Genomic DNA, 23,243 nt, shown 5'->3' with positions numbered 1-23,243 from the left:
GGCAGTACCCTGTCCGATCTGCCTGGCGGACGCGACCACGCGCTCCCGCACATCGCGATGAACAACCCTGCCCGCGACAGCCGCGCCTTCCGCGATGCACTTGGGCTGTTCGCCACCGGCATCACCATCGTCACCACCCGCGCGCCAAACGGCGATCCGGTCGGCCTGACGGTGAATTCCTTCAATTCGGTGTCGCTCGATCCCCCGCTGGTGCTGTGGAGCCTGATGTGCGGTTCGCCCAGCGAAGAGGCTTTCCGTGCCTGCTCGCACTACGCCATCCATGTGCTGGGGGCTCACCAGCAGTCGCTGTCGAGCCGCTTCGCCGGCAGTCGCGAACAGCGTTTCGCCGGGCTTGCCACCGGTCAGGGCCTGGGTGACGCGCCGCTGCTCGAAGGTTGCCTCGCGCGTTTCGAATGCCGCAATGACATCCAGTACGCCGGCGGAGACCACCTCATTTTCGTCGGCCGGGTGGAGCGTTTCGAGCGCAGCGCCGGCGATCCGTTGCTGTATTTCGGTGGTGGATATCGCGGCATCGACAAGCCACAAGACAAGCCCTGACTACCAGGCGTAACCCAGCCCGAGCAGCAGCGTCGAATCCACCGCCTTGCGACCGGGCGCCGGCGTGCGCTCCCAGTCGGCATTGAGTTGTGCCGATGCGGTCATGCCGGCGGCGATCGGCAGGCGCACGCCGGATTTCGAGCGGATGGTCAGCTGTTTGGTATCGGCGACACTCCAGAAACCGTCCTGGTCGTGGAACAACTCGGCGCGTCGGTCGAACAGCCAGTGCGATGCACGCACGCCCCAGCCCAGCGCCGGATAGTCGTCGTCCTGGCTGACGATGCGGTCGACATTGACGTAATCGAGGCCGGTGCGCAGCGACAGCTTCGTCTGTTCATCCTCGTAGAGCTGCCAGCCGTAACCGGCACCGACCGTCGTACGCAGCTGGATGTCCTTGATCTTGTCCTGCTCGAATGAGGTACGTGCGTAGATGAACTGACGCTCATTGACGAAGTGGTCGTAGTTGCCGTTGAGCAGCCACTGCTGCGCCGTCTTCACGCCCCGGTCCTTGCGCCGGTCCACCTTCATGCCGAGCCCCCAGGCGTAGCCCTTGGCGCGCGCGTCCAGTGCGCCATCTCCGTAGATGCGGTCGTTCTCGGCGTTGCCGCGCACCAGGGCGGCCGACATATTGACCCGGCCGCTGTAGCTCACGCCATTGCCGGACTGTTCCGGTGTCGGATTGATGAAGGCGATGTCCTCCCGCTTCACATTGCCTTCGGTGCTCGGATTCGACAGCGCCACCTTGTCGGCTTCGCTGGCGGCCAGCTGCGCGCTGTTGAGCAAATCCCCACCAGCGGTCATCACGGTAACCGGTTCCGAGGTGCGCAGGCTTTTCACGAGGTCCCAGCGCAGCCGGAGTTCGCCAGCGTAGTCGGTGCGCACAACCAGCTCGTTGCCGGCCTTGGACACGATGCGCCCGGTGATGCGGTCACCGTTGGTCAGTTCGATCTCGTCCGCATGACCGGGCGCACTCAGCATGAATGCAGGAAAAAAAAGGGCAAGCAATGGCGGCAGGCGTCGCAGGCGCATGGAAATCTCCCGGATTGTGTGACGTGCGGACCGATTGTTCGTCGGCCTGGAGAGCGGGTCATGGACCCGGTGTGCAGTTTGGGTGGTGAGGACACCCGGAGCTGCCGTGAAGCGGAGGAAAAAACGGCCTCCAGTCTAGAGGTGCTGACCGTCGCTGGCTGTAGGACAAGAGGAAGTGCAGGGTCGCCGGCGGTGGCTTTGCCGGCAGCGGGAATGCGGGGGAGGGGACATCAAACGTATTGCCTGGAGCGGGTGATGGGAATCGAACCCACGTATGCAGCTTGGGAAGCTGCCGTTCTGCCATTGAACTACACCCGCGGCGGGGGGGATTGTACGCCGGAACCGGCCGTGACCGGAACGGCTGCGCGTCCTGTCGTCAGGGTGCGCAGCCGCGGTTGCTACTTCACTTCTATCGTTGCGCGCATGCCGCCGTCGGCGAGCTTTTTCGTTGATATCACGTCGTCAAATACGCCGGTGCGCACCGGCAGGAACCACCACTCTGTCGTGTGGCCGGCCGAAATCTCGAGGCGGCGTATCGGTCCATAGACTTCGGCAACCACCTTGCCCGCCGCATCCAGTGCCACGACCTTGCGCGTGTAGACCATGTCGGCCAGGCCGGCCGAACCGAAGTAGTAGGGCTGGCTACCGGTGTTTTCGAGCCGCAGCTTGTACAGCTTGCCGGCTTCCAGCGTCAGCGAATCGGGGGTGAAGCGGTGCTGCCCGTCGACGGTGCCCAGTTTGAGCGTGACGGTGACCGGTTCCTGCTTGGTCAGGTCGGCGGCCTGTGCAGCCGTCGAAACGGCGAGCGATGCCACCAGGGCAATACGAATCAATCGACGAATGCTGTTCACCACAAGTCTCCCAAGTGTCTGTGCAGGCGCGTACGACCGCGCCGGACAAGGTTTGTTGCGAAAAAGCCTCACTACACGCCAGTCGGGAAACTCTCCCTACGACCATGCGACGTGACTCTCTATATTGCGCCGGCGTCAAATTCATTAGAGCACAAATAGTTAATTGTCCAACCGAGGAGCTTCCATGCACAAGCCCACGCTGCTCGCAGCAGCTATCGCCGGCTGTTTCATCCTTCCGACGGCGACTTTCGCGCAGGTCACTGCGCCGAAAACCGTCGAGGTCGATACGATCAACGTACGCGGCAGCATCCTGCCCTACAAGCTCGAACACATTCCGGGTTCCACCTCGGTACTCGAGACAGAACAGCTGGAAGCCCAGCGTCCGTTCTCGATCAAGGAAGCGCTGCGCACCGTGCCCGGCGTGCATGTGGTCGATGAGGATTCCTTCGGTCTGGGCCTGAACATCGGCGTGCGTGGTCTTGATCCGCGCCGCAGTTCGCGCACGCTGCTGCTCGAAGATGGCATGCCGCTTTTCCTCGCGCCCTATGGTGATCCGTCGGCGCACTATTCCACGCCGATCGACCGGGTGGAGCGCATCGAAGTGGTGAAGGGCTCGGGTCAGGTGCTGTACGGCCCACAGACCATCGGTGGCATGATAAATTTCGTCACCAAGCCGATTCCTAAGCAGGGCGTCGCCGGCAGCGTCAGCGCGACCTGGGGCAACAACGACTATCAAGGTCTGCAGGCCAATGTGGGTGTAGGGGGTGAGCGCGGCGGCATCATGCTCGACATCACCGAAAAGAAGGGCGACGGCGTGCGCAAGAATCACGACTTCGACGTGTTCGAGGTCGCCATCAAGGGCCAGCTCAACCTGACGAAGAACCAGACGCTGATCGGCAAGATCGGCTACTACAAGGAAGACTCGCACATCACCGAAACCGGCCTTGGTTCGGTCGAGTATGCGGAAGACAAGTTCCAGGCGCCGACCGGCAAGCAGGACCGCTTCCTGCACGAGCGCAACAGCTTCCAGCTGCAGCACATCTATCAGATCAACGATGCGGCGAAGCTGAGCACGCAGGCCTACTACGTGGATACGGACCGCGCCTCGTTCCGCCAGATCAACGATCCGGGCGGCTTGAACGGCCGTTCGGAGATGGACCGTTGCTCCGGCGTCGTCGCGACCGAAGCGAATTCGCGCCTGTGCGGCGGCCGCTGGCGCCCGCGCAGCTACGAGTACTGGGGTGTCGAGCCGCGGCTCGATTTCAAGCACAACGCCTTCGGCCTTGCCAGCGATGCCGTTGTCGGCTTCCGCTACCACGAAGAAGACATCAACCGCGCCCAGTTCCGTGGCGCAGATCCGCGCTTCCAGAGCCAGAGCTTTGCCGAATCCTTCGTCGGCGTGAATGGCGGAACCGGTCACCGCGAACAGATCGACATCCGGGTCGAAGCCAAGTCCTATTACTTCCAGAACACCTTCTATGCAGGTGATTTTGCGATCACGCCGGGCGTGCGTTACGAAGACGTCCGGATCAAGACGGATGTGCGTCGGGCGGAAGGCCAGCCGCAGGACAACCCCGAGTCCTATCTGAACAACAGCCAGTCCAAGGTCATCCCGGGCTTCGGCATTGCGTGGAACGGCATCGACAACACGACGGTTTTTGCAGGCGTGCACAAGGGCTTTGCACCACCGCGCCCGGACCGCGACATCGAAGCACCCGGCGGCGCCAACACCGCCGTGGTCAGCAAGACCCGTCCGGAAGAGAGCACCAACTGGGAACTGGGCGTGCGCTCGAAGTACTTCAAGGGCATCGGTCTGGAGTCGACGCTGTTCCATACCGATTTCGACGAGATCGTCATCCAGGACAACGGCCGCTTCTTCAATGGCGGCGAGTCGCAGCAGACCGGTCTCGAAATGGCGGGCCGCATCGATTTCGGCCAGATCTACAACACGACGCACAACGTCTATCTGACGGCGTCCTGGACGAATCTGTTCACTGCCAAGTTCAAGAAGGACGTCGCATCGGAGAACATTTCCAGCGGCAATCGCCTGCCGTATGCACCGAAGCATCTGCTGTCGGTGGCGGTCGGCTATCAGAATCCGCTCGGCTTCGATGCCCGCCTCGGTGCCGACCGTGTCAGCGAGCAGTTCGCGGACGGCGAAAACACGACGGTGGAAGTGGACAGCGGTCAGGAAGGCACGATCCCGTCCTACACCGTGTTCAACGCGACGATGAATTTCCGTCCGCAAGGCTCGAAAACCAGCTATTTCCTGAGCGCCTACAACCTGACCGACCGCGAATATCTGGTCAGCCGGGTCGATGGCAAGTTCGCCGGCCGCGAACGTCAGGTGATCGCCGGCATCCGCTACGCGTTCTGATCACGCGGTTCCCTTGGCGAGGGCCACTCTGCAGAGTGGCCCTTTTTTTGTTTGCCGGGCGCGGGGGACGAGGTAGGCCATTCGCTGTAGACTTCGCACGTGACTTCCCACATGTCCTCCATCACCCTGAATGGCGAAACGCGGGCGCTGGCACCGGATACCACGATCGGCGCGCTGCTCGCGGCACTCGATCTGGCCGGCAAGCGTGTCGCGGTCGAGCGCAATGGCTGCATCGTGCCGCGAGCGCAGCATGCCGATACGCGCCTCGCCGATGGCGACCGGGTCGAAATCGTCGTTGCGGTGGGTGGGGGCTGATCCGGACATATACAGATGAGCAGCGATACATGGCAGGTCGGCCGCCGCACCTTTTCGTCGCGGCTGCTGGTGGGTACGGGCAAATACCGTGATTTCGACGAAACGCGGGACGCGATCGATGCGTCGGGCGCCGAAATCATCACGGTGGCGATCCGTCGCACCAATATCGGACAGGAACCGGGCCAGCCCAGCCTGCTCGACGTGCTGCCGCCGGATCGCTACACGCTGCTGCCCAACACCGCCGGCTGTTACACCGCCGACGACGCGGTACGCACGCTGCGGCTGGCGCGCGAACTGCTCGACGGCCACAACCTGGTGAAGCTCGAAGTGCTGGGCGACGCCGACACGCTGTTCCCCGACATGCCGCAGACACTGGCTGCCGCCGAAACGCTGGTGAAGGACGGTTTCGACGTCATGGTGTATTGCTCGGACGATCCGATACAGGCCAAGCGGCTGGAAGAGATCGGCTGCGTGGCGGTGATGCCGCTGGCCAGCCTGATCGGCTCCGGCATGGGCATCCTGAATCCATGGAACCTGCGGCTCATCATCGACAATGCGCGGGTACCGGTCATTGTCGACGCCGGCGTCGGTACCGCGTCCGATGCCGCCATCGCGATGGAACTGGGCTGCGACGGAGTGCTGATGAATACCGCGATTGCCAAGGCACAGCAGCCGGTGCTGATGGCCAGCGCGATGAGAAAGGCGGTCGAAGCCGGCCGCGAAGCCTTCCTCGCCGGCCGCATGCCGCGCAAGCTGTACAGCGCTGCGCCCAGTTCGCCCACCTCGGGTCTGATCACGCCGGGCAACTGATCCGTCGCTGCCTGTTGCCAACGTCCGACACCGCGGCCCGGACGGGCCGCCCGCCTGATTGCCTTTCATGACCGATACCCCGGACAGCCCTGAACACCGTCACATCCGCAGCTATGTGCTGCGTCAGGGCCGCATGTCGCCTGCGCAGACGCGCTCCATCGAAGAGGGCATGCCGCGCTGGGGCATCCCCTACGCGGCTCACGCGCTGGACTGCGCGGCCGTGTTCGGCAGGAATGCGCCGGTGGTGCTGGAAATCGGTTTCGGCATGGGTTTCACCACCGCCGAAATCGCAGCCGCGCGACCGGATACCGATTTCATCGGCATCGAGGTGCACGGGCCGGGCGTGGGCTCGATGTTCAAGCTGATCGCCGAACAGGGCCTGACCAATGTGCGGGTGATCCAGCACGATGCGGTCGAGGTGCTGCGCGACATGATTCCCGTTGCTTCTCTGGCCGGCATCCATGTCTATTTTCCCGACCCGTGGCCGAAGAAACGCCACCTGAAGCGCCGGTTGATCCAGCCGCCGCTGGTGGCGCAGCTTGCGTCGAAACTGGCGCCCGGTGGCTATCTGCACTGTGCGACCGACATCGAGGACTACGGCCAGCAGATGCTGGACGTGCTGTCCGCCGAACCCTTGCTGGAGAACACCGCCGACGGTTTCGCGCCGCGTCCGGACTATCGCCCGCTGACCAAGTTCGAAGCGCGCGGCCTGCGGCTCGGACACGGCGTGTGGGACGTCATCTTCCGCCGCGTCGCCTGAGCTCTGACCGGTGTTGGGCATCGCTGCGCTCACCCCAACCTACATGCCGGGCTGGATTCGCAACCTCGCCTCACTCGTAGGTTGGGGTGAGCGCAGCGATGCCCAACGCTCCACACCCAGCCAACCGTCCCCCGCCGTCGGCTCGACGATTCAGTCCAGAAAGCGCTGCAGCAGTTCGTTCAGAAATCGCCGTCCGCGCAGGGTAGGTGTCACGCGGCCGGCATCCAGCTCCAGCAGCCCGTCTTCGCGCGCCGCCAGCAGTCGCGGCATCAGCGCGTCGAGCGGCAGGGCGGTATGGCGCTCGAACAGGTCGAGCGCGAAGCCGTCATTCAGGCGTGCGGCATTCATCATGAATTCGAATGGCAGCTCGGCCGCGCCGACCTCGCGTGATTCCTGCACGAAGCGGCCCTGCGCTGCGGCCTCGAGGTAGGCGCCCGGGTGCTTGTACCGCATGTCGCGCCGTACCCGGTCGTGAAAACTCAGCTTGCCGTGTGCGCCGGCGCCGATGCCCAGGTAGTCGCCGAACTGCCAGTAGTTCAGGTTGTGCAGGCATTGCCTGCCGGGCTGTGCAAAGGCTGACGTTTCGTAGTGCAGGAAGCCGGCGTCCGCCAACCGTGCCTCGATGGCCTCCTGCATGTCGGCCGAGGTGTCGTCGTCCGGCAGTTCGGGCGGATGGGCCGCGAACGGAGTATTGGGTTCCAGCGTCAGGTGATAGCAGGAAAGATGGGTCACCCCGGTGGCCAGTGCGGTGTCGAGGTCGCGCAATGCTTCGTTCATCGTCTGCTGCGGCAGGGCGTACATCAGGTCGATGTTCACCCGCTCGAAGGTACGCTGCGCCAGTTCGATCGCGCGCTGCGCCTCGTTGGCGTCGTGGATGCGGCCGAGTGCGGCGAGGTGACGGTCATCGAAGCTCTGCACGCCGATCGACAGCCGGTTCACGCCAGCGTCGCGAAAGCCGGCGAAGCGTTCGGCTTCCACCGTGCCCGGGTTGGCTTCGAGCGTGATTTCCGCGCCCGGCGACAGATTCACGCGGGCGCGTACCGCCGTCAGCAGGCGGTCCAGCCCGGCGGGCGACATCAGGCTGGGTGTGCCGCCACCGAAGAAGATGCTGTGGATGCGCCGGCCCCAGATGTCGGGCAGCGATGCCTCAAGGTCGGCGACCAGTGTCGCCAGGTAGGCGTCTTCCGGAATGCCGTCGCGCACCGCATGCGAGTTGAAGTCGCAATACGGGCACTTGCGCACGCACCACGGAAAGTGGATGTACAGCGCGAGCGGTGGCGGTACGGTGAATTCGAGTACGGCTGGCCGGTCTGCCGGCGCGTGCCCCAGGCTGAGCGAGCGCGCCGGGACCAGCGGAATGACCCGGCTCATCCGCCAGTGAGCGCCTGCAGCCGCGTCAGCAGGTGACGCATGGCCGAGGCGCGATGCGACAGCGTGTTCTTCAGTTCGGGCGCCAGCTCGGCGGCGGTCTGTTCGAGCGACGGCACCCAGAAGTGCGGGTCGTAGCCGAAGCCGGCATCGCCACGCGGCGACTCGATGATTTCGCCGTGCCACTCGCCGTCGGCGATCAGCGGCCGCGGGTCGTCGGCGTCGCATACCAGCACGATGACCGAATAGAAATGTGCCCGGCGGTCCTCGATGCCGTGCAACTCGGTCACCAGTTTCGCGTTGTTGGCGACATCGGATTTCGGCTCGCCGGCGTAGCGCGCCGACAGCACGCCCGGCCGTCCGCCTAGCGCACTCACGCACAGGCCGGAGTCATCGGCCAGCGCGGGCAGACCGGTTGCGCGCGACGCATGGCGGGCCTTGGCCAGCGCGTTCTCGACAAAGGTGATGTGCGGCTCGTCCGCTTCGGCGACGCCGAGCGAGGCCTGCGTGACCACTTCGATGCCGAGCGGCGCAAGCATCGCCGACAATTCGCGCAATTTGCCGGCGTTGTTGCTGGCCAGTACGAGTTTTTCGATTTTCATGAAAGTCCGAGCGCGCGCCGTTGCGCGGCGATCAGCCCTTCGATGCCGGCTTGCGCGAGATCCATCAGCATGCCCAGCTCGGCGCGCGAGAACGTCTTGCCTTCGGCCGTGCCCTGCACTTCGCACAGGCCGCCGCTCGCGGTCATGACGACATTCATGTCGGTGTCGCAGGCGGAATCTTCCGGGTAGTCCAGATCGAGTACCGGCGTGCCTTCATGGATACCGACCGACACCGCAGCCACCAGTTCGCGCAGCGGGTTGCGCTCGATCAGGCCCTGGCTCACCAGGCCGCTCAGCGCATCGTGCAGTGCCACGCAGGCGCCGGTGATGGACGCGCAGCGCGTGCCGCCGTCGGCCTGCAGAACGTCACAGTCGAGCGTGATCTGGCGCTCGCCGAGCGCGACCAGATCGGTTACCGAGCGCAGGCTGCGGCCGATCAGGCGCTGGATTTCCTGCGTGCGCCCGCTCTGCTTGCCCTTGGCCGCTTCGCGCGCGCTGCGCGTGTGGGTCGAGCGAGGCAGCATGCCGTATTCGGCGGTCACCCAGCCCTGACCCTTGCCGCGCAGGAAAGGCGGCAGGCTTTCCTCGACGCTGGCGGTGCACAGCACGCGCGTGTCACCGACTTCGATCAGGACCGAGCCCTCCGCATGCTGCGTGAAATTGCGGGTGATGCGCAGCGTGCGCGCTTCGTCGGGCCGGCGGCCACTGGGTCGGGTCACTGTCACTGTCCTTTGGAGGAATACTTGTTGATGGCGGAATTGATTTCGGAGATGGCCGCCTCGATGGCCGACTCGTCCCAGTCCTCGCGGATCGGCACGCGGTCTCCGAAGCCTTCTAGCACCGTGGTGTGGCGGTCCAGCGGCAATGTTTTGGTCGTCACCGAGCCGCGAGGTTCCTCGGCATAGCTGTCATGCCAGTTCAGCGCGACCATGGTCAGGTTGTCGCAGGTTTCGCCACCTGCGACTTCGGCGCTGTCCATCACGCGCGGCACCGCCTGCATCACGTCGATTTCGGTGAACAGCCTGAGCAGCTGGTCATTGCCCAGCGGCCCCCACACGCCGTCGCTGCACAGGAACACCGTATCGCCGGCGAGCAGCGGCGTCTTGCGCGAGTACTCGATCTGCGGCGCGATCGGGCCACCGAGGCAACTGTAGATGCGGTTGCGGTGCGGATGGGTCATCGCGCCGTCCTCGTCCAGCAGGCCGCGATCGATCATGCGCTGCACACGCGAGTGGTCGCGCGTCTGCGTCATCACGTGACCGGCGCGCAGCACGTACAGGCGCGAGTCACCGGCGTGCGCCCAGTAGGCGACCGAATCCTGGATCACGCAGGCGACACAGGTGGTGCGCGGTCCGTCCTCGATGTCGCGCTCGTCGGCGTAGTCGAGAATGGCGCAGTGCGCATTGGTCAGGCCGCGCGACAGGAACAGGAAGGGATCGGCCAGGCGCGGCTTGGCTTCGCGCTGGAAGGATTCGACCATGTACTGCACGGCGATCTGCGCCGCGACTTCGCCCTGCAGGTGACCGCCCATGCCGTCGGCGATGACCATCAGCAGCGCATCGCGCGAATACGAATAGGCCATGCGGTCCTGATTGGACTTGCGCTTGCCGACCCGGCTTTCCTGAAAGATCGTGAATCTCATTTGCCCACCAGCGCGCTCAGCCGGGCGCGTACGCGATCCAGCCAGTTGTCTTCGGTGCTTTCGACCGGCGTCACGGGCTCGACCTGATCGCGCTCCCAGGTCGCCAGCGCCTTCTGCAGCGCAAACACGCTCTGCGGCCGCTTCAGATGGTTCAGATCCATGCACCAGTCTATGGTTTCGAGCAGTTGCGGCGAGTACTGGCCGATCCAGCGCTGCGACGCGAGGATCACGCTGTCGCTGTCCAGCCGCTGGTCTGCGGCCTGCGGCGGTCCGCCCGACAGGCAGGCGTACATGCTGGCGCCTACGCTGTAGATGTCGCTCCATGGCCCGAGCAGATCGCGGTTGCGGTAGTGCTCCGGCGCTGCGAAGCCGGGCGTGTACATCGGCTTGAGCATCGGCGTGTCGGCCATCAGCGTGGTGCGCGCCGCGCCGAAGTCGAGCAGCACCGGCGAGCCGTTGTTGCGCAGATAGATGTTCGACGGCTTCAGGTCGAGGTGCAGCAGCTTGTGCGCATGCACTTCGCGCAGGCCGTTCAACAGGCGCGTGAACACGTAGCGGATGAAGCTTTCGCGAATTTCGCCGCGTCGCCGCGTGATGTACTCCTGCAGCGTACGGCCGCGCTCGTAGCGCATCACCATGTAGACGGTTTCGTTGGCGCGGAAGAAATTGAGCACGCGCACCACGTTCGGATGATTCAGGCCGGCCAGCGCACGGCCTTCCTCGAAAAAGCACTTCATGCCGTAGCGGAAGGCGGGCAGGAATTCTTCGGGAATGTTCGGCGTGATCTGGCCGTCTTCGCGCAGCGCCAGCGCGTTGGGCAGGTATTCCTTGATGGCAACCGGCGTCTCGTCGCGGTCATGCGCCAGATAGACGATCGAAAACCCGCCCAGGCTCAATTGGCTGTGGATGCGGTACTGATCGAGTTCGAAGCCCGGCGGCAGGGCGCAATTGACTTGTGGGGGCATTCTGCGGGCCGCTATGATCCTGGTTTTGGCGCGATTCTGGGCGTTTGGTAACACGCTGTAAAGCTGCCCGACAGCCACTCAGGCGATCGCGCAGACCATCGGTGACCACGCGGATCATGCCTGACAATCATTGAGGGAACATCGCGTGGCAAGCATTCACAGCATGACCGGTTTTGCGACAGCTGCAGTGGCTGTCGGCCAGACAACGCTGAACCTTGAGCTGCGGACGGTTAATTCTCGTTTCCTCGACCTGCATTTCCGCCTGCCCGACGAATTGCGCGTTGCCGAGCCGCTGCTGCGCGAGCAGATCACCGGCGCGCTGTCGCGCGGCAAGGTGGATTGCCGTGGCGGCCTGCAGGCAGGCGGCGACAGCGCGCGCGAACTGGCGCTCAGCGCGCCGCTGCTGGCCCGGCTGGTGGCGCTCGATGCCAGCGTGCGCGACGCCCTGCCTGACGCCGCGCCGCTGTCGGTGGCCGAAGTGCTGCGCTGGCCAGGCATGCTCGGTGACGAGGCGGTGTCGGCCGAAGCGCTGGTTGAGGCGGCGGGTCGCGCCGTGCGGCAGGCGCTGGGCGAACTGACCGCATCGCGCCAGCGCGAGGGCGTACGCCTTGCGGCGATGCTGATGGAGCGCGTGACGCGCATGCGCGAACTGGTTGCGCAGGTCACGCCGCGCGTACCGGAAGTGGTGCAGGAGTATCAGGCGAAGCTCACCCAGCGGCTGCAGGAAGCGATCGGCAGTGCCGACGACGATCGCATCCGCACCGAAGTGGGCCTGTTCGCGGTGCGCATCGACGTGGCCGAGGAACTGAACCGCCTGAGTGCGCACCTCGAGGAAGTGGAACGCATTCTCTCGAAGGGTGGTTCCGCCGGCAAGCGGCTCGACTTCCTGATGCAGGAACTGAACCGGGAAGCGAATACCCTGGCGTCCAAGTCGGTCGCGCAGGACGTCGGCAACGTGGCGATGGAACTGAAACTGCTGATCGAGCAGATGCGCGAACAGGTGCAGAACATCGAGTAAGCGGGTGAAGTGCCGAGCTGTCCTGCGGTGTCACCGGGCCAGCGGGCCCAGCAAGTGGCGGCGGTCGTCCCGACCCCGGATACCGGTCGTCGACGGGAAACGAAACGGCCACGCGCAAGCGAAAAAACCCGCCGCTGGGGGCTACTGCCCCCAACTCCCCAAAAAGACCCGAAGCACCCACGCCTCAAGATGGCTGCTTTCTGCGCGCCACCACCTTCGCGCCCAAAGCCAGCAGCACCAACGCCAGCGTCTGTGGTTCCGGCACAGAGGTGGCCACATCGCCGGGACGCACAGCCACAGCACGCAACGCATTGCTCTTTTCGGTGACGCCCTGGAAGCTGGAGGGGCCGAAGATCCACGCGCGGCCCGAATCCAGCGCGTCCGCCGTACCGGACCAGTAGCCGAAGGGCTGCACAGTCTGCTCACCGTCCTCATTTTCGAACAGGGCCAAGTTGGCGATCTGCACGGCCGTGTCGCCCTCCTGATTCAGAACGGACTCACGGGGCTTGTTGCCCAGGTCGGTGACGAACAGGCCACTCAGTTCACCGCCGGTGCAGTTGAAACCGAAATACACGATGGAAAAGCTGCCACCGGGGTCGAAGCTGTTGTCGCAGCTCGTGTCCGCCGGATTCAGCATCGGCAACCGCCAGTCGCTGAATCCGCCATAGACAAGCTGGCCCGCCCACGCGACAGCGGCATCCCAGCCCATGCGGCCATTGGTCAAGATCTGGTTTGATCCAGTACTGCCCGCGTTCGCCCCCGCGTACCCCGAACTGAGCGCGTAGTTCATATCCGCCAGCCACGTGATGTTGCGCGTGCTGTCGTAGATCATGCCGCCGCCGCGGTCGATCAGCGCGGCTTGCGCCACGCCCGAAAGGGCCACCATGGCGGCTGCAGCCACCCAGGTTTTAAAAGCAATCATGTATGCCTCTGGTCGAAGGGATTGAGAAATCGCAAAGGACGCAGCAATACTTGCGCCATCCACCTCCCTTCAAAAACATTCATTTGAAACAGATGCTTTTCAATTCTTTTTCACGCGGTGCGGGATGTTCTGTAAAGAAACCTGACAGATCTCAATAGGCGCTTACCCGCACACTGCGGGCCTCGCACCGTGCGCAGCGCACGCGTCGACTGCTCCTCCGGCCGCTTCGGGGCTCACGGCGGGGTGACGTCTATGGGCCGCAATGCATAGCTTTGCATTGCGAACCGCCGGGCAGACAGACCGCAGTCGTTCGCTGGTGCTTGGGGGCACGAGAGGAGCGTGTGGGGGCGCAACCTTCAGTTCAGTGGTTGTCGCCTTCGAGCCAGCGGCGTGCGGCGATGACGGCAATGGTCGATTGGTCCTCGATCTCGAACAGCGTAACGAAGCCCGATCGCCGGACTGAAATGATCAGTTCCCTGAGCAAGGGACTGTTGCCCGCCTTTTGGCAAGTCAAGGGCTAGGATTTCAGTCTCGCGGAGCCGGCGCGCAGTGCGCTCATGGCCTGCTCCGGCAGATCCGGATTGTCGCCGTAATGGGCCAGTTCCCATTCGACGAGGAAATCGAGCAGCCGGTCCAGGTCCGTCCCGGCGACTCGCGTCAGCCGGACTTTGAAAGTCACTTGTCCTTTGCGGCGATGCGGACGCGCGCGGCATCTAGCTTGCGCTACAGGCCGTCAAGCGCGATCTCGGCGTCAACGTAGTCGCCGGTGCGCCGCGTTTCGTCTCGTGAGCGCAGTCCGCGCGCCACAAACTCTTCACGGATACGATGCCGCGCGACGCCCGCACGAACAGCTGTTTCGACAAACTCGGAAAGCGTCTCGCCATCTGCCAGCACGGACTCTATCTCTGTGCAGAGGTGGGGTTCTACGCGAACGGACGGGATGGCGGCAGTCTTCATCAAGGAAGTGCATCGCAGATGCGACGCAAGTTCCGGCGGGTCTGCACAAACCGGATGCGGCGCCCCCTATTCGTCCCGGCTTCAGTTCGAAACCAGAATCGGCAGTCATTACTGGGATGGCCGCAGCGTTCCGATCAATGCCGGCGGTGCGCGCGACGATGGAAGATCACCTCATTGTTCTCCTCGTGCTGATTCGGTAGAGGGAAGCAGGCCCCTCTGACCTTGCCGCCGTCCCCTCTCCCGCTGATTCGGGCGAGGGGCGCAATCCCCGCATGACGCTGCGGCATCGGGTGGCACCGCGGTGGGTCAGGACAGGAGTTCGGCGGTGTGGCGCGCGATCATCCACTCTTCGTTGGTCGGGATGACGCAGACGGCTACGCGGCTGTCCGGTGTGCTGATGCGGGGGGCGGCGCTGGCGGTGGATGAGTTGGCGGCAGCGTCGAACGCGATGCCCATCCAGCCCAGTAGCCGGCAGATCCGCTCGCGCACGGCGGCCGCGTGTTCGCCGATGCCGCCGGTGAACACCAGTGCATCGATGCCTTCGAGGGCGGCGGCCAGTGAGCCGATTTCCCTTACCGCCCGATAGCAGAACAGATCGACCGCCTGCGCCGCTTCCGCGGTATCCGATGCGAGCAGGGTGCGCATGTCCGAGGACAGGCCCGACACGCCCAGCAGACCGGATTCGCTGTACAGCAGGCGGGTCAGTGCCGGTGCGTCCATGCCGTGCTGTTCCATCAGGTAAAGCAGCACGCCGGGGTCGAGGCTGCCGGTGCGGGTGCCCATCATCAGTCCGTCGACCGCCGTGAAGCCCATGCTGGTCGCCTGGCTGCGGCGCGCGCGCATGCCGCACATCGATGCACCGTTTCCGAGGTGCGCGACGATGACCCGGCCATCCGCCTGCGCAGCCGGCAGATGGTGCGGCAGCACGTCGGCGATGAATTCATACGACAGGCCATGGAAGCCGTAGCGCAGCACGCCCTCGGCGGTGATCCGGCGCGGCAGCGCGAACATCTGCGCAATGTCCGGCTGCGTGCGGTGGAACGCCGTATCGAAGCAGGCCACCTGCGGCACGCCGGGCAGCGCGCTTGCCATCGCATCGATGCCGGCGAGGTTGTGCGGCTGATGCAGCGGCGCCAGTGGAATCAGATCGCGCAAGGTGGCGATCACCTGCGCATCGAGCAGGACCGGTGCCGAAAACCGGCGCCCGCCATGCACCACGCGATGACCGACCGCCGTGATGCGCAATCCGGCATCGCAATCAACGAGCCATTGCGCCAGACGGCGCAGCGCCTCGCGGTGCTGCAGTTCCGCCGACCCCTCGATCGGCAGTTCGGCATCTTCCAGCCGGTTGCCCGCCGCATCCTCGGCCGTCAGTCGGGCCGCCCGCCCGGCCGCTCCGATGCCGTCGATGCGGCCGGTCATGCGGGCTTGCTGCGGCACGTCGCGACCGTTCGCCGGCAACGCGAACAGCGCGAACTTCATCGAACTGGAGCCGGCGTTGAGCGTCAGCACGGCATCGCTCATGCGTCGCCCCTCGTCACTGCGTTGCGCTTGGCATGCGCCATGACGACTGCGATGGCGGTCGAGGTGGTCCGGGTTTCGGCGGAATCGGCACGGCTGGTCAGCACGAACGGTACGCGGGCGCCCAGCACGATGCCGGCGGCTAGCGCCTCGGCGAGGTATTCCATCTGTTTGGCGAGCATGTTGCCCGACTCGATGTCGGGTACGACGAGGATGTCGGCCTGCCCCGCCACCACCGACCGGATGCCCTTGGTGAGCGCCGCCGCCGCCGAGATCGCGTTGTCGAAGGCCAGCGGGCCGTCGAGCAGTCCGCCCCGGATCTGACCGCGATCCGCCATCTTGCACAATGCGGCGGCGTCGATCGTCGACGGCATCGCCGGATTGACCGTTTCCACTGCGGCAAGCAGGGCGACCTTCGGCTCCGGAATGTGCAGGATGTGCGCGAGGTCGATCGCGTTCTGCACGATGTCGGCCTTTTCCAGCAGTGTCGGCGCCACGTTGATCGCGGCATCGGTGATCAGCATCAACCGCGGATAGGTCGGCACGTCCATCACGAACACATGGCTCATGCGCCGCGCTGTCCGCAGGCCTGTGTCCTTCCGGATCACCTCGCTGACCAGTTCATCGGTGTGCAGGCTGCCCTTCATCAGGGCTTCGCACTCGCCGGCGCGGCACAGTGCCACCGCGCGCTCGGCCGATGCATGGCTGTGCGGGGTGTCGACGATCCGGCAATCGCCGAGATCCATGCCGAACTCCTCGGCAAGCCGGCGAATCTTCGCCTCGGGGCCGACCAGTGTCGGCACGATCAGGCCGCGGTCGCGCGCCAGCAGGGCGCCGCGCAGCGATTCAGCGTCGCAGGGATGCGCCACCGCCATCGAGATCGGCGTCAGGCCGTGCGTGATCTGCATCAGGCGTTCGAAGCGCGTCTTCCTCGTGTCGGACAGCCGGAATTCCGGCAACTCCGTCTTGACCAGCCTGACCTTGTCGCTCGGTGCCAGCACTTCGGCGGTGCCGTGAATCACCTTCTCTCCGTGCTGATTGATGCAGACGCAGTCGAGAATCATGTGCTTGTTGTGATCGAACTTGCGATCGCAGCGCACGGTCACGGTGACGGTGTCGCCGACCCTTACCGGGCGGCTGAAGTGCAGTGTCTGGTCGACATAGATCGTTCCGGGACCGGGAAACTGGGTGCCCAGCAGGGTGGAGATGAGAGCGCCGCCCCACATGCCATGGGCGATGACCTCGGTGAAGATGGACGAGCGGGCGTACTCGGCATCGACGTGCGCCGGGTTGATGTCGCCGGACATGATGGCGAACATGTGGATGTCTTCGTGGCGCAGCGTGCGCAGCAGGGTGGCCGTGTCGCCCACCGCGATTTCGTCGTACGTACGGTTTTCTATCCAGAGCGAATCGGGATCGGTGAAGTGGTTCATGAGCTGTCCGCGTTCAAGGTGTGTCGGTGTTGTCTGGAAAGTACGCGCCGCGGCTGGTTGGCCGGGAACCGGTTCAGCCGGGAGCGCCCCGGGTCTGCCTCCGCATCAAGCCATGATGTTGTGGCCGCCGTCCACGTAGAAGGTCGAGCCGGTAAGTCGGCGCGCGTAATCGGTGGCCAGATAGGTCAGGGCGACGCCCACATCGTCGATGTCGACGAGTCCGCTGATCGGCGACTTCTGGACCGCCTCATACAACAGTTCATCGAATTCCTTGAGTCCGGACGCCGCCCGGGTGCGCAGCGGCCCCGGCGAAATGGCATGCACGCGGATGCCCTTCGGCCCGAGCTCGAACGCCAGATAGCGCACCGAGGCCTCGAGCGCCGCCTTGCACGGGCCCATCACGTTGTAGTTGGGCACCACCTTGTTGGCACCCATATAGCTCATCGCGAACAGCGAGCCGCCGTCGGTCATCAGCGGAGCAGCCAGCCGGGCCATGCGGATGAAGGAATGACACGACACGTCCATGGCCTTGGCGAATCCATCGGCCGGGCAATCGATCAGACCGCCGGCCAGTGCCTCCCTGGGTGCAAACGCGATCGAGTGCAGCGCAATGTCCAGGCGACGCCATGTGCCCTGAATCGTCGCGAACACGTCTTCCATCTGACCCGCCACCGACACGTCGAGCGGCAGCAGCAGTTCGGCGCCGAGTTGCTGCGCCAGCGGTTCGACAAAGGGTTTCGCCTTGTCGTTGAGATAGGTGATCGCCAGTTCGGCACCCGCCGCGTGCAACGCACGCGCGCAGCCCCAGGCGATCGAGTTTTCGTTGGCGATGCCGATGATCAGCGCGCGCTTGCCGCTGAGAACGCCCTTGTTGCTGTTAGCCATGTGCAGCCCTCGATACGAGATGAGAATTCTTTGGCGGGCATCCGAGTACTTTCAACTCGAACGCCCCGACTTACGTTTCGATAGTGGCACCGTTATCTTGCGCTCTGATGGCGTCGGGGCGATGGCTTCCCGAATCCTGCGGATCATCTGCTCCTGATCCTGCGTCAGTTGCATGGCCCGCACGCGCGGTTCATCGGTCAGTGCAGCGAGCAGCGCAAGCATTCGCACACGGTCCTCGTCTCGCTGCAGAAGCGTCGGCAGACTGGAAATCGCCTTGTCCGGTTCGAAGCAGACGATGATTTCCTGTTCGCCGCGAATGCGCCGCAGTTCGTCCGGTGCGCCGGAAGGCATCAAGTGGGCAAGGTCTTTGGCGAGATCGACGCGCAGCTCCAGCCGCGAAAGCGGCATCGGCGCGCCGTGCCGGTGCAGCAGAAAGCCGAGGCGCGCAGCCGCTTCGGTATAACCGCCGTCACTCAGTTTGCCCAGCGCGGCCTTCACCATGGGCAGATTCCTTGGCTCGATGGCGGCCTCCGGCGTGTTGCTGCCAGCGTTGGTCGCAGTCAGCGTGAAGAGATTTCCGTACGTGTGGAAGAAAAGACATTCCTTCAGCGCATTGCCGATGTCACGCTGGAAGTCCAGCGAAGCCGAAAAGATGTCCGAGGCCGCGGCTTCGATGACTCGCCACGGGTGATCGCCACCCAGCGGCGTGCGTTGTGCCCTGACCGCCTGCGCTGCCGGAGCGAGCCAGCCGAGCCAGGGGTTGATGTCGGAAATCGCCCAGCGCTGGAATCGCAGGGGGTGAAAATCGCGCGCCAGCTTTGCCGTCGCCTCGTTGGCCATCCCCTGCACCAGCGGCCGGGCAAACAGTTCATAGGCGCGTTGGTTGAAACCGGAAATCGCGGCCACCGTCTCGAAGGGCTTCTCGTCCTGCCGGGCGTAGCGGTTGAGCCGACGGCTCACGTCTTCGAGTCGCTGCTCGATGAACTCCACTTCGTACCGTTCTTCTCCACCGTCGGACCGGATGGTCAGGATGTTCATGCCGTACAGCCCGGGCGGCAGCGCTTCGATGGATTTCATCACCGAAACGATCTGGGCGTGCTCCTTGCGTGCCACCGCACCGGACACGAAGATACCCAGGTGACCGACGTCCGCATGCAGCAGACCGACTATCACCTGGCCACGAGCCTTGATTTCTTCGGTTGAGCCGTAGATGTCGGCGACCCAGTTGAAGGCCTGTTCGGGTGGTGTGATGTTGTCGCCCATCGATGCGAACAGGACGATGGGCGAACGGATGTCCCGCAGATCCATCGGGCGCCCGGATTGTGCCTTGACACCGCCGTCCCACAGTGTGTTGCCGATGAAAAGAGTCTGTGTGATCCACTCGATCTCTTCGCGATTCATCAGATAGAAGCCACCCCACCAGCGCTCGAACTCAAGAAAGCGCGCCGGCTCGGTATCGATATTGGCGAACAGGTGGTAATACTTCTTCCAGTACGAGTTGGCGGGGTTCAGGTTCTCGAAATTCTGGACCAGCCAGGCGCCATCGAAAATGCCGTCCGAAAGGTCGGAAATCATCGATGACATCCACGTCCCACCCAGAAGTCCTCCGGCATATCGCATTGGGTTGTCGTGGTCACCGTCTTCCCATGCGCCGCCCCAGTAGGACATCGGTGCGCCGTTGATGACCACCGGTCCGGCTTCCTCCGGGTGTGTTGCTGCCACCATCATCGCCGCCCAGCCGCCCTGGCAATTGCCGACGATGACGGGCTTGCCGCTCTGCGGATGAAGTTCGCGCACCTTGCTGACGAATGCCGCCTCGGCTTCGGTGACGTCAAGCAGGGTCTGACCGGGCTCGGGTTCATGGAAGAAAGTGACGAAATAGACCGGGTGGCCCGCGCGCAGCGCGACGCCCACCTGGGAATCATCCTTGAAGCCGCCGATGCCGGGACCGTGACCGGCACGCGGATCGATGATCACGTAGGGGCGACGCTCCGGATATACCGTCACCCCCGCCGGCGGCACGATGCGGAGCAACGCGTAGTTGACCGGCCGGCCGAACGTTCGCGCGTCAAGCACCGTTTCGTACTCGAACCCCAGTACCGGAGGCAGGCCGGCTTTCTGATGCGCGACGAACTGGTTGCCGCGCTGGTGCAGGGTGTCCCAAAACAGCACCGAGCGCTGCATCACGTCCGTCATGTACTCCGCCCAGCCTTCGGCCAGAGTGGTCCAGTCCGGCGCCTCACGGGTGGTGGTGTCATGCACGCGCTGCCGGAATCGCCCGTTTGCGCCGTCGATGCGTCTGGCCAGCAAGGCGGAAATCTTCCGGCTGGTCTCGCGGATCTGTTCGGCCCGCTGCACAAAATCAGTCATCTGCGTATCCCGTCGGAAAGACGATGCGGATGCAGTCGGAGCCGTTCCCGCGCTCCGGTTCAGGGTGCGGTCGACGGCGGAAGCCGGGTTTGACGACTGTGCGCCGGGGGCCTCGCCGGTCACGCAGCAGCCGTTGGCGTGCGCTGCGGTCGCATCGTCACCCGCAGAGCGTTTCCGCCGTCACTTAAACAAAAGGTGGCCCGGTTTCACAGCGCCTGCGGCCCATTTTGGGCGGCCCGTGCAGAAACCGGGCGAGCTTGTTGATAGATTTCCGCGAGCCGTCGGAGGCAGGCGGCGGCCTGGATCGGCAGCGCCTGGCTGAAACCGAGGCAATCGTGGCAATCCGCGCGCCGACCGATCACTGATCATCACGAATGTGTCTGCCAATGGAAGGCCGCAATGAAAGGGAACGCAGCGGTCCTGTCGCTTCGCCTGAGGTCTGCGGACGCCGGCATCGACCGGGCGTCGGCTCTGGCCGAACCAGGCATCACGGCCGAGGTGTCCGACCGGCTGGTCGAACTCGCGAAAAAGGCAAGGCGATCGCAGGCGTTCATCATCGAACTGGTCGTTGACGCTTCGTCATGGCCGGCCTGCGAGAGTGATCGTCATGCCGTTGTCGATGCCGCTGCGCCCGCCATGAAGCGTCACTTCCGCAACATGGCTGATGTGCACACCCAACGTATCGCCAACAACTTCCAGTACGCCCGGTTCAGCAGCCTGATGGGGCTTCTGTGTGTCGTCATCATGCTCGGAAGTGCTCAGGCTATTCCGGACGACGCGGGCAGCGTGCTGTCGAGCATTCGCGAAAGCCTGACCATCTTCGCCTGGGTTGCCATGTGGAAACCGGCCGAGCTGTGGCTCTATGCACACTGGCCGGAACGCTACTGGCGGCGACTTGCAGGGCGGCTTGCCGACGCGAGGGTGGTTGTGCGCATCGAAGGCGCATCGCTTCCGCTGGATGCTTCCTGGACGTCAAGGTAAGCGGGTGCTGCCGCGGAGAACGGATTGACGCGGCGGTCAGGCAAGAAAGTCCTGCCATGTCAGGTGTGATGCGTGCGACCTGTGGCGGGGGATACCGTGCGTCGCTCATTTCGGATTAGTCTTGCGGGTGTCTTGCGCCCGTCCCGAACCCGGCGACGTAACATCCATCCCGCGCCGTGTTGGCACCCTTCTGGACTGTGCCGCGCGGGCGAGCGAGACATCCCGACCTCAAGTCGCCTCATCGTGCACAGGAGTCACGACGTGAACCGCACCCCATCACCGCTGATCCCGGCGGATTTCGACCAGCGTTACGAGCGCGGATTCGGACTTCTCGCCTTCGTCTGCAACCGGTTCGTGCTCAATCACATGCGCCGGATCGGCATCGAGCTGGAGATCGATCTGGAGTCGGCCATGATATGGGGGATTCTGGCGCACATGAACAACCTTCCCTTTCTGCCGATGAATGCCGATCCGATGGAGGTGCTCGACGAAATCGGCATGAAATCCGGCGGGGATCTTGCGCCACTGCGGCTGGCCGAACTGACCATGATCACCGGGCTGCCGAAAGAGACGGTCAGGCGCAAGCTCGAGCGCTTGCGTGCGGCGGGAAGGGCCGATCGGACGCCGGACGGAAAATGGGTATTTACACGCTCGGCCATCGGCGAAGCAGAACGTGAATTCACCAGACAGACCGTCCTGCTGCTGCTGCAGACGGCGGAAAGTCTCCAGCGGATACTGGAGCGGGTCGAGGTCAGATCTAAAGGCAAGTGAGCCGACGGCCGGGGCGTCCCCGGTGCCCTTGCCGTCCGCCTGCCGAGCCGGGCATCACTCGGCGAGCGGAATCTGCTGCAGCAGACCGGCTCTGACCTGCGCATCGAGCAGCACTTCGATCTGGTACAGACGCATCTGCTGCTGTGGAGCGAGGAATTCACCGAGGCTGCGGATGAACTGCTGACGGTTACCGATACGCACCGTTTCATCCGCCATGCCGTCGTTCAGCAAACGGGTGGCCGTGGCGTCGTCAAGCGTGCCCGAATTGAGCGCATCTGCATAATCGACGAGCGCTGCGAGCTGTTTGTCTCGCAGCGCAATCCGGTTTCTCAGGTAGGCGTTGTAGGCAGGCCAGAACTTGCGTGCAACCGGCAGTGGCAGGACCAGCTCGCGGCTGACGTGGTCGATGCGGTTCCGGTCGACCTCGGCGAACGAACGCCGGACGTCATCCAGCGTGGGCTCCGTCCGGGTGTCATCGGCAGCGGCGAGAGGCGCGCAGCACATCAGCGAGCAGGCCATCAACAGTGCTTTGGTGCAGCTCATGCGCCATTCCTCAATCATCGCGATAACGCTGCCATTCACTTTGCCGCAGCAGCGAACGGCATTCGTCCCGGTCCAGCCGCTTGCCCAGGAAGCGGCCACGTTCGTAGGCCTTGTCCCGCGCATCCAGCGCTCTTTCCTTCTCGCGCCTCGACATGCCGTCGACTTCGCGCGCGATCCGCATGCGAACCCGCTGGTAGCGCGACCCCTTCTCGTCATGCTTCTCTTCGCAGTATTTCATGGCGCCCGAAAAGGCACCCAGTCGGCGCGGCGAATAGCCGTCTTCCGTCGCCAGCACGGTGCCGGACAGGCAGATCAGTACGCCCGATAACAGCGGCAGGGATATCGAGCGCATACGCTTCGGCAGGGGAGTATTCATGTGAGGACTCCGGAATGAGCCGCTGCAGGCCCGACTGTGGCAGCGCGTGAAGCCACTGCCAGAACGCCTTCAGCATACCCAGGCGGACAGTCGACGGCGAGATGAGTGGCCCATTTCGGGCGGCTCCCATTGCGCCTCCACCGGGTAGCACGTGGGTCCCGGTGAGGCGGCCCATTTTGGGCCGACTTC

The 23,243-nt window shown here is 64.3% G+C and carries 25 protein-coding genes and 1 tRNA gene; 8 read left to right on the top strand and 18 right to left on the bottom strand.

All coding sequences use genetic code 11. From position 1 onward, the window contains the following. Window positions 1-57 precede the first annotated feature (57 nt). Window positions 58-558 (top strand): flavin reductase family protein, encoded by a 501-nt coding sequence (locus BSY238_RS06935; protein ID WP_069038489.1) that lies wholly within the window; start codon window positions 58-60, stop codon window positions 556-558. On the opposite strand, the gene BSY238_RS06930 is transcribed toward BSY238_RS06935, so the two are convergent. From BSY238_RS06930 to BSY238_RS06920, 3 genes are all read right to left on the bottom strand, one after another. After that, window positions 559-1,587: a DUF481 domain-containing protein gene (locus tag BSY238_RS06930; protein ID WP_069038488.1), complete on the bottom strand. Its 1,029-nt coding sequence runs from the start codon at window positions 1,585-1,587 to the stop codon at window positions 559-561. 244 nt (window positions 1,588-1,831) lie between these two features. Then, window positions 1,832-1,905: transfer RNA gene (locus tag BSY238_RS06925), tRNA-Gly, on the bottom strand. 80 nt (window positions 1,906-1,985) lie between these two features. Further along, window positions 1,986-2,438, bottom strand: coding sequence for a hypothetical protein (locus tag BSY238_RS06920; RefSeq protein ID WP_223300303.1), 453 nt, complete (start codon window positions 2,436-2,438; stop codon window positions 1,986-1,988). Window positions 2,439-2,622: 184 nt separating this feature from the next. Between BSY238_RS06920 and BSY238_RS06915 the strand changes: the two genes are divergently transcribed. The 4 genes from BSY238_RS06915 to trmB all read left to right on the top strand — a co-directional run bounded on the left by BSY238_RS06915 (window position 2,623) and on the right by trmB (window position 6,700). Next, window positions 2,623-4,815, top strand: a complete 2,193-nt coding sequence (locus BSY238_RS06915; RefSeq protein ID WP_069038486.1) for a TonB-dependent receptor family protein — start codon at window positions 2,623-2,625, stop codon at window positions 4,813-4,815. Between the two features lie 111 nt (window positions 4,816-4,926). Beyond that, window positions 4,927-5,130: a sulfur carrier protein ThiS gene (gene thiS, locus BSY238_RS06910; protein ID WP_069038485.1), complete on the top strand. Its 204-nt coding sequence runs from the start codon at window positions 4,927-4,929 to the stop codon at window positions 5,128-5,130. A gap of 15 nt (window positions 5,131-5,145) precedes the next feature. Beyond that, window positions 5,146-5,940, top strand: a complete 795-nt coding sequence (locus BSY238_RS06905; protein ID WP_069038484.1) for a thiazole synthase — start codon at window positions 5,146-5,148, stop codon at window positions 5,938-5,940. 67 nt (window positions 5,941-6,007) lie between these two features. Next, window positions 6,008-6,700 carry a tRNA (guanosine(46)-N7)-methyltransferase TrmB gene (gene trmB, locus BSY238_RS06900; RefSeq protein WP_069038483.1) on the top strand — a complete coding sequence of 231 codons (693 nt, stop codon included), beginning with the start codon at window positions 6,008-6,010 and terminating at the stop codon, window positions 6,698-6,700. A 150-nt stretch (window positions 6,701-6,850) separates the two neighbouring features. On the opposite strand, the gene hemW is transcribed toward trmB, so the two are convergent. The 5 genes from hemW to BSY238_RS06875 are packed head-to-tail and all read right to left on the bottom strand — an operon-like array spanning window position 6,851 to window position 11,277. Further along, a complete protein-coding gene (gene hemW, locus BSY238_RS06895; protein ID WP_069038482.1) occupies window positions 6,851-8,071 on the bottom strand; it encodes a radical SAM family heme chaperone HemW in 1,221 nt (406 codons plus the stop codon). Continuing rightward, a complete protein-coding gene (gene rdgB, locus BSY238_RS06890; RefSeq protein WP_069038481.1) occupies window positions 8,068-8,670 on the bottom strand; it encodes an RdgB/HAM1 family non-canonical purine NTP pyrophosphatase in 603 nt (200 codons plus the stop codon). The genes hemW and rdgB overlap by 4 nt, the downstream gene beginning before the upstream one ends. Continuing rightward, a complete protein-coding gene (gene rph / locus BSY238_RS06885) occupies window positions 8,667-9,389 on the bottom strand; it encodes a ribonuclease PH (protein ID WP_069038480.1) in 723 nt (240 codons plus the stop codon). The genes rdgB and rph overlap by 4 nt, the downstream gene beginning before the upstream one ends. A 2-nt stretch (window positions 9,390-9,391) precedes the next feature. Then, complete coding sequence (locus tag BSY238_RS06880; protein WP_069038479.1) at window positions 9,392-10,312, bottom strand: PP2C family protein-serine/threonine phosphatase; 921 nt, start codon at window positions 10,310-10,312, stop codon at window positions 9,392-9,394. Continuing rightward, the gene (locus BSY238_RS06875; protein WP_069038478.1) at window positions 10,309-11,277 is read right to left on the bottom strand and encodes a serine/threonine protein kinase; all 969 of its coding nucleotides are present in this window, start codon (window positions 11,275-11,277) and stop codon (window positions 10,309-10,311) included. The genes BSY238_RS06880 and BSY238_RS06875 overlap by 4 nt, the downstream gene beginning before the upstream one ends. A 163-nt stretch (window positions 11,278-11,440) precedes the next feature. Between BSY238_RS06875 and BSY238_RS06870 the strand changes: the two genes are divergently transcribed. Further along, the gene (locus tag BSY238_RS06870) at window positions 11,441-12,295 is read left to right on the top strand and encodes a YicC/YloC family endoribonuclease (RefSeq protein ID WP_069038477.1); all 855 of its coding nucleotides are present in this window, start codon (window positions 11,441-11,443) and stop codon (window positions 12,293-12,295) included. 184 nt (window positions 12,296-12,479) lie between these two features. Here BSY238_RS06870 and BSY238_RS06865 read toward each other — a convergent pair whose 3' ends face one another. From BSY238_RS06865 to BSY238_RS06835, 8 genes are all read right to left on the bottom strand, one after another. Next, window positions 12,480-13,217 (bottom strand): PEP-CTERM sorting domain-containing protein, encoded by a 738-nt coding sequence (locus tag BSY238_RS06865; RefSeq protein ID WP_083223951.1) that lies wholly within the window; start codon window positions 13,215-13,217, stop codon window positions 12,480-12,482. A gap of 361 nt (window positions 13,218-13,578) precedes the next feature. Further along, window positions 13,579-13,701, bottom strand: coding sequence for a plasmid stabilization protein (locus BSY238_RS18920; RefSeq protein ID WP_150123895.1), 123 nt, complete (start codon window positions 13,699-13,701; stop codon window positions 13,579-13,581). 33 nt (window positions 13,702-13,734) lie between these two features. Next, entirely contained in the window at window positions 13,735-13,896 is a 162-nt protein-coding gene (locus tag BSY238_RS18525) for a hypothetical protein (RefSeq protein ID WP_190295064.1), read from the bottom strand. Between the two features lie 44 nt (window positions 13,897-13,940). After that, window positions 13,941-14,174 (bottom strand): YlcI/YnfO family protein, encoded by a 234-nt coding sequence (locus tag BSY238_RS06855; protein ID WP_069038475.1) that lies wholly within the window; start codon window positions 14,172-14,174, stop codon window positions 13,941-13,943. Window positions 14,175-14,480: 306 nt separating this feature from the next. Beyond that, window positions 14,481-15,698 carry an acetate/propionate family kinase gene (locus BSY238_RS06850; RefSeq protein ID WP_069038474.1) on the bottom strand — a complete coding sequence of 406 codons (1,218 nt, stop codon included), beginning with the start codon at window positions 15,696-15,698 and terminating at the stop codon, window positions 14,481-14,483. Then, entirely contained in the window at window positions 15,695-17,128 is a 1,434-nt protein-coding gene (locus BSY238_RS06845) for a bifunctional enoyl-CoA hydratase/phosphate acetyltransferase (RefSeq protein WP_069038473.1), read from the bottom strand. The genes BSY238_RS06850 and BSY238_RS06845 overlap by 4 nt, the downstream gene beginning before the upstream one ends. 105 nt (window positions 17,129-17,233) lie before the next feature. Then, complete coding sequence (gene fabI, locus BSY238_RS06840) at window positions 17,234-18,013, bottom strand: enoyl-ACP reductase FabI (RefSeq protein WP_069038472.1); 780 nt, start codon at window positions 18,011-18,013, stop codon at window positions 17,234-17,236. 51 nt (window positions 18,014-18,064) lie between these two features. Then, entirely contained in the window at window positions 18,065-20,383 is a 2,319-nt protein-coding gene (locus BSY238_RS06835; RefSeq protein WP_069038471.1) for an alpha/beta fold hydrolase, read from the bottom strand. A 399-nt stretch (window positions 20,384-20,782) separates the two neighbouring features. Here BSY238_RS06835 and BSY238_RS06830 point away from each other — a divergent pair, with 399 nt between their 5' ends. Beyond that, complete coding sequence (locus BSY238_RS06830; RefSeq protein ID WP_083223950.1) at window positions 20,783-21,364, top strand: hypothetical protein; 582 nt, start codon at window positions 20,783-20,785, stop codon at window positions 21,362-21,364. Between the two features lie 261 nt (window positions 21,365-21,625). After that, entirely contained in the window at window positions 21,626-22,135 is a 510-nt protein-coding gene (locus BSY238_RS06825; protein ID WP_083223949.1) for a hypothetical protein, read from the top strand. Between the two features lie 54 nt (window positions 22,136-22,189). Here BSY238_RS06825 and BSY238_RS06820 read toward each other — a convergent pair whose 3' ends face one another. Both BSY238_RS06820 and BSY238_RS06815 read right to left on the bottom strand, forming a co-directional pair. Beyond that, a complete protein-coding gene (locus BSY238_RS06820; RefSeq protein ID WP_150123894.1) occupies window positions 22,190-22,777 on the bottom strand; it encodes a hypothetical protein in 588 nt (195 codons plus the stop codon). After that, entirely contained in the window at window positions 22,689-23,054 is a 366-nt protein-coding gene (locus BSY238_RS06815) for a hypothetical protein (protein ID WP_150123893.1), read from the bottom strand. The genes BSY238_RS06820 and BSY238_RS06815 overlap by 89 nt, the downstream gene beginning before the upstream one ends. Window positions 23,055-23,243: the final 189 nt, after the last annotated feature.

The sequence above is a fragment of the Methyloversatilis sp. RAC08 genome (genome assembly GCF_001713355.1).
Taxonomy (GTDB): domain Bacteria; phylum Pseudomonadota; class Gammaproteobacteria; order Burkholderiales; family Rhodocyclaceae; genus Methyloversatilis.
Note: the sequence above shows the minus strand (reverse complement) of the source record. Positions and strands in the feature narration are given on the sequence as shown.

Coding starts and splice junctions, on each gene's coding strand:
- fabI (WP_069038472.1), bottom strand. CDS start 18,013: ATGGCTAACAGCAACAAGGGCGTTCTCAGCGGCAAGCGCGCGCTGATC.
- BSY238_RS06850 (WP_069038474.1), bottom strand. CDS start 15,698: ATGAGCGATGCCGTGCTGACGCTCAACGCCGGCTCCAGTTCGATGAAG.
- BSY238_RS06815 (WP_150123893.1), bottom strand. CDS start 23,054: ATGAATACTCCCCTGCCGAAGCGTATGCGCTCGATATCCCTGCCGCTG.
- BSY238_RS06905 (WP_069038484.1), top strand. CDS start 5,146: ATGAGCAGCGATACATGGCAGGTCGGCCGCCGCACCTTTTCGTCGCGG.
- BSY238_RS06830 (WP_083223950.1), top strand. CDS start 20,783: ATGAAAGGGAACGCAGCGGTCCTGTCGCTTCGCCTGAGGTCTGCGGAC.
- BSY238_RS06875 (WP_069038478.1), bottom strand. CDS start 11,277: ATGCCCCCACAAGTCAATTGCGCCCTGCCGCCGGGCTTCGAACTCGAT.
- thiS (WP_069038485.1), top strand. CDS start 4,927: ATGTCCTCCATCACCCTGAATGGCGAAACGCGGGCGCTGGCACCGGAT.
- BSY238_RS06845 (WP_069038473.1), bottom strand. CDS start 17,128: ATGAACCACTTCACCGATCCCGATTCGCTCTGGATAGAAAACCGTACG.
- BSY238_RS06935 (WP_069038489.1), top strand. CDS start 58: ATGAACAACCCTGCCCGCGACAGCCGCGCCTTCCGCGATGCACTTGGG.
- rdgB (WP_069038481.1), bottom strand. CDS start 8,670: ATGAAAATCGAAAAACTCGTACTGGCCAGCAACAACGCCGGCAAATTG.
- hemW (WP_069038482.1), bottom strand. CDS start 8,071: ATGAGCCGGGTCATTCCGCTGGTCCCGGCGCGCTCGCTCAGCCTGGGG.
- BSY238_RS06915 (WP_069038486.1), top strand. CDS start 2,623: ATGCACAAGCCCACGCTGCTCGCAGCAGCTATCGCCGGCTGTTTCATC.
- BSY238_RS06855 (WP_069038475.1), bottom strand. CDS start 14,174: ATGAAGACTGCCGCCATCCCGTCCGTTCGCGTAGAACCCCACCTCTGC.
- BSY238_RS06865 (WP_083223951.1), bottom strand. CDS start 13,217: ATGATTGCTTTTAAAACCTGGGTGGCTGCAGCCGCCATGGTGGCCCTT.
- trmB (WP_069038483.1), top strand. CDS start 6,008: ATGACCGATACCCCGGACAGCCCTGAACACCGTCACATCCGCAGCTAT.
- BSY238_RS06835 (WP_069038471.1), bottom strand. CDS start 20,383: ATGACTGATTTTGTGCAGCGGGCCGAACAGATCCGCGAGACCAGCCGG.
- BSY238_RS06930 (WP_069038488.1), bottom strand. CDS start 1,587: ATGCGCCTGCGACGCCTGCCGCCATTGCTTGCCCTTTTTTTTCCTGCA.
- BSY238_RS06880 (WP_069038479.1), bottom strand. CDS start 10,312: ATGAGATTCACGATCTTTCAGGAAAGCCGGGTCGGCAAGCGCAAGTCC.
- BSY238_RS06870 (WP_069038477.1), top strand. CDS start 11,441: ATGACCGGTTTTGCGACAGCTGCAGTGGCTGTCGGCCAGACAACGCTG.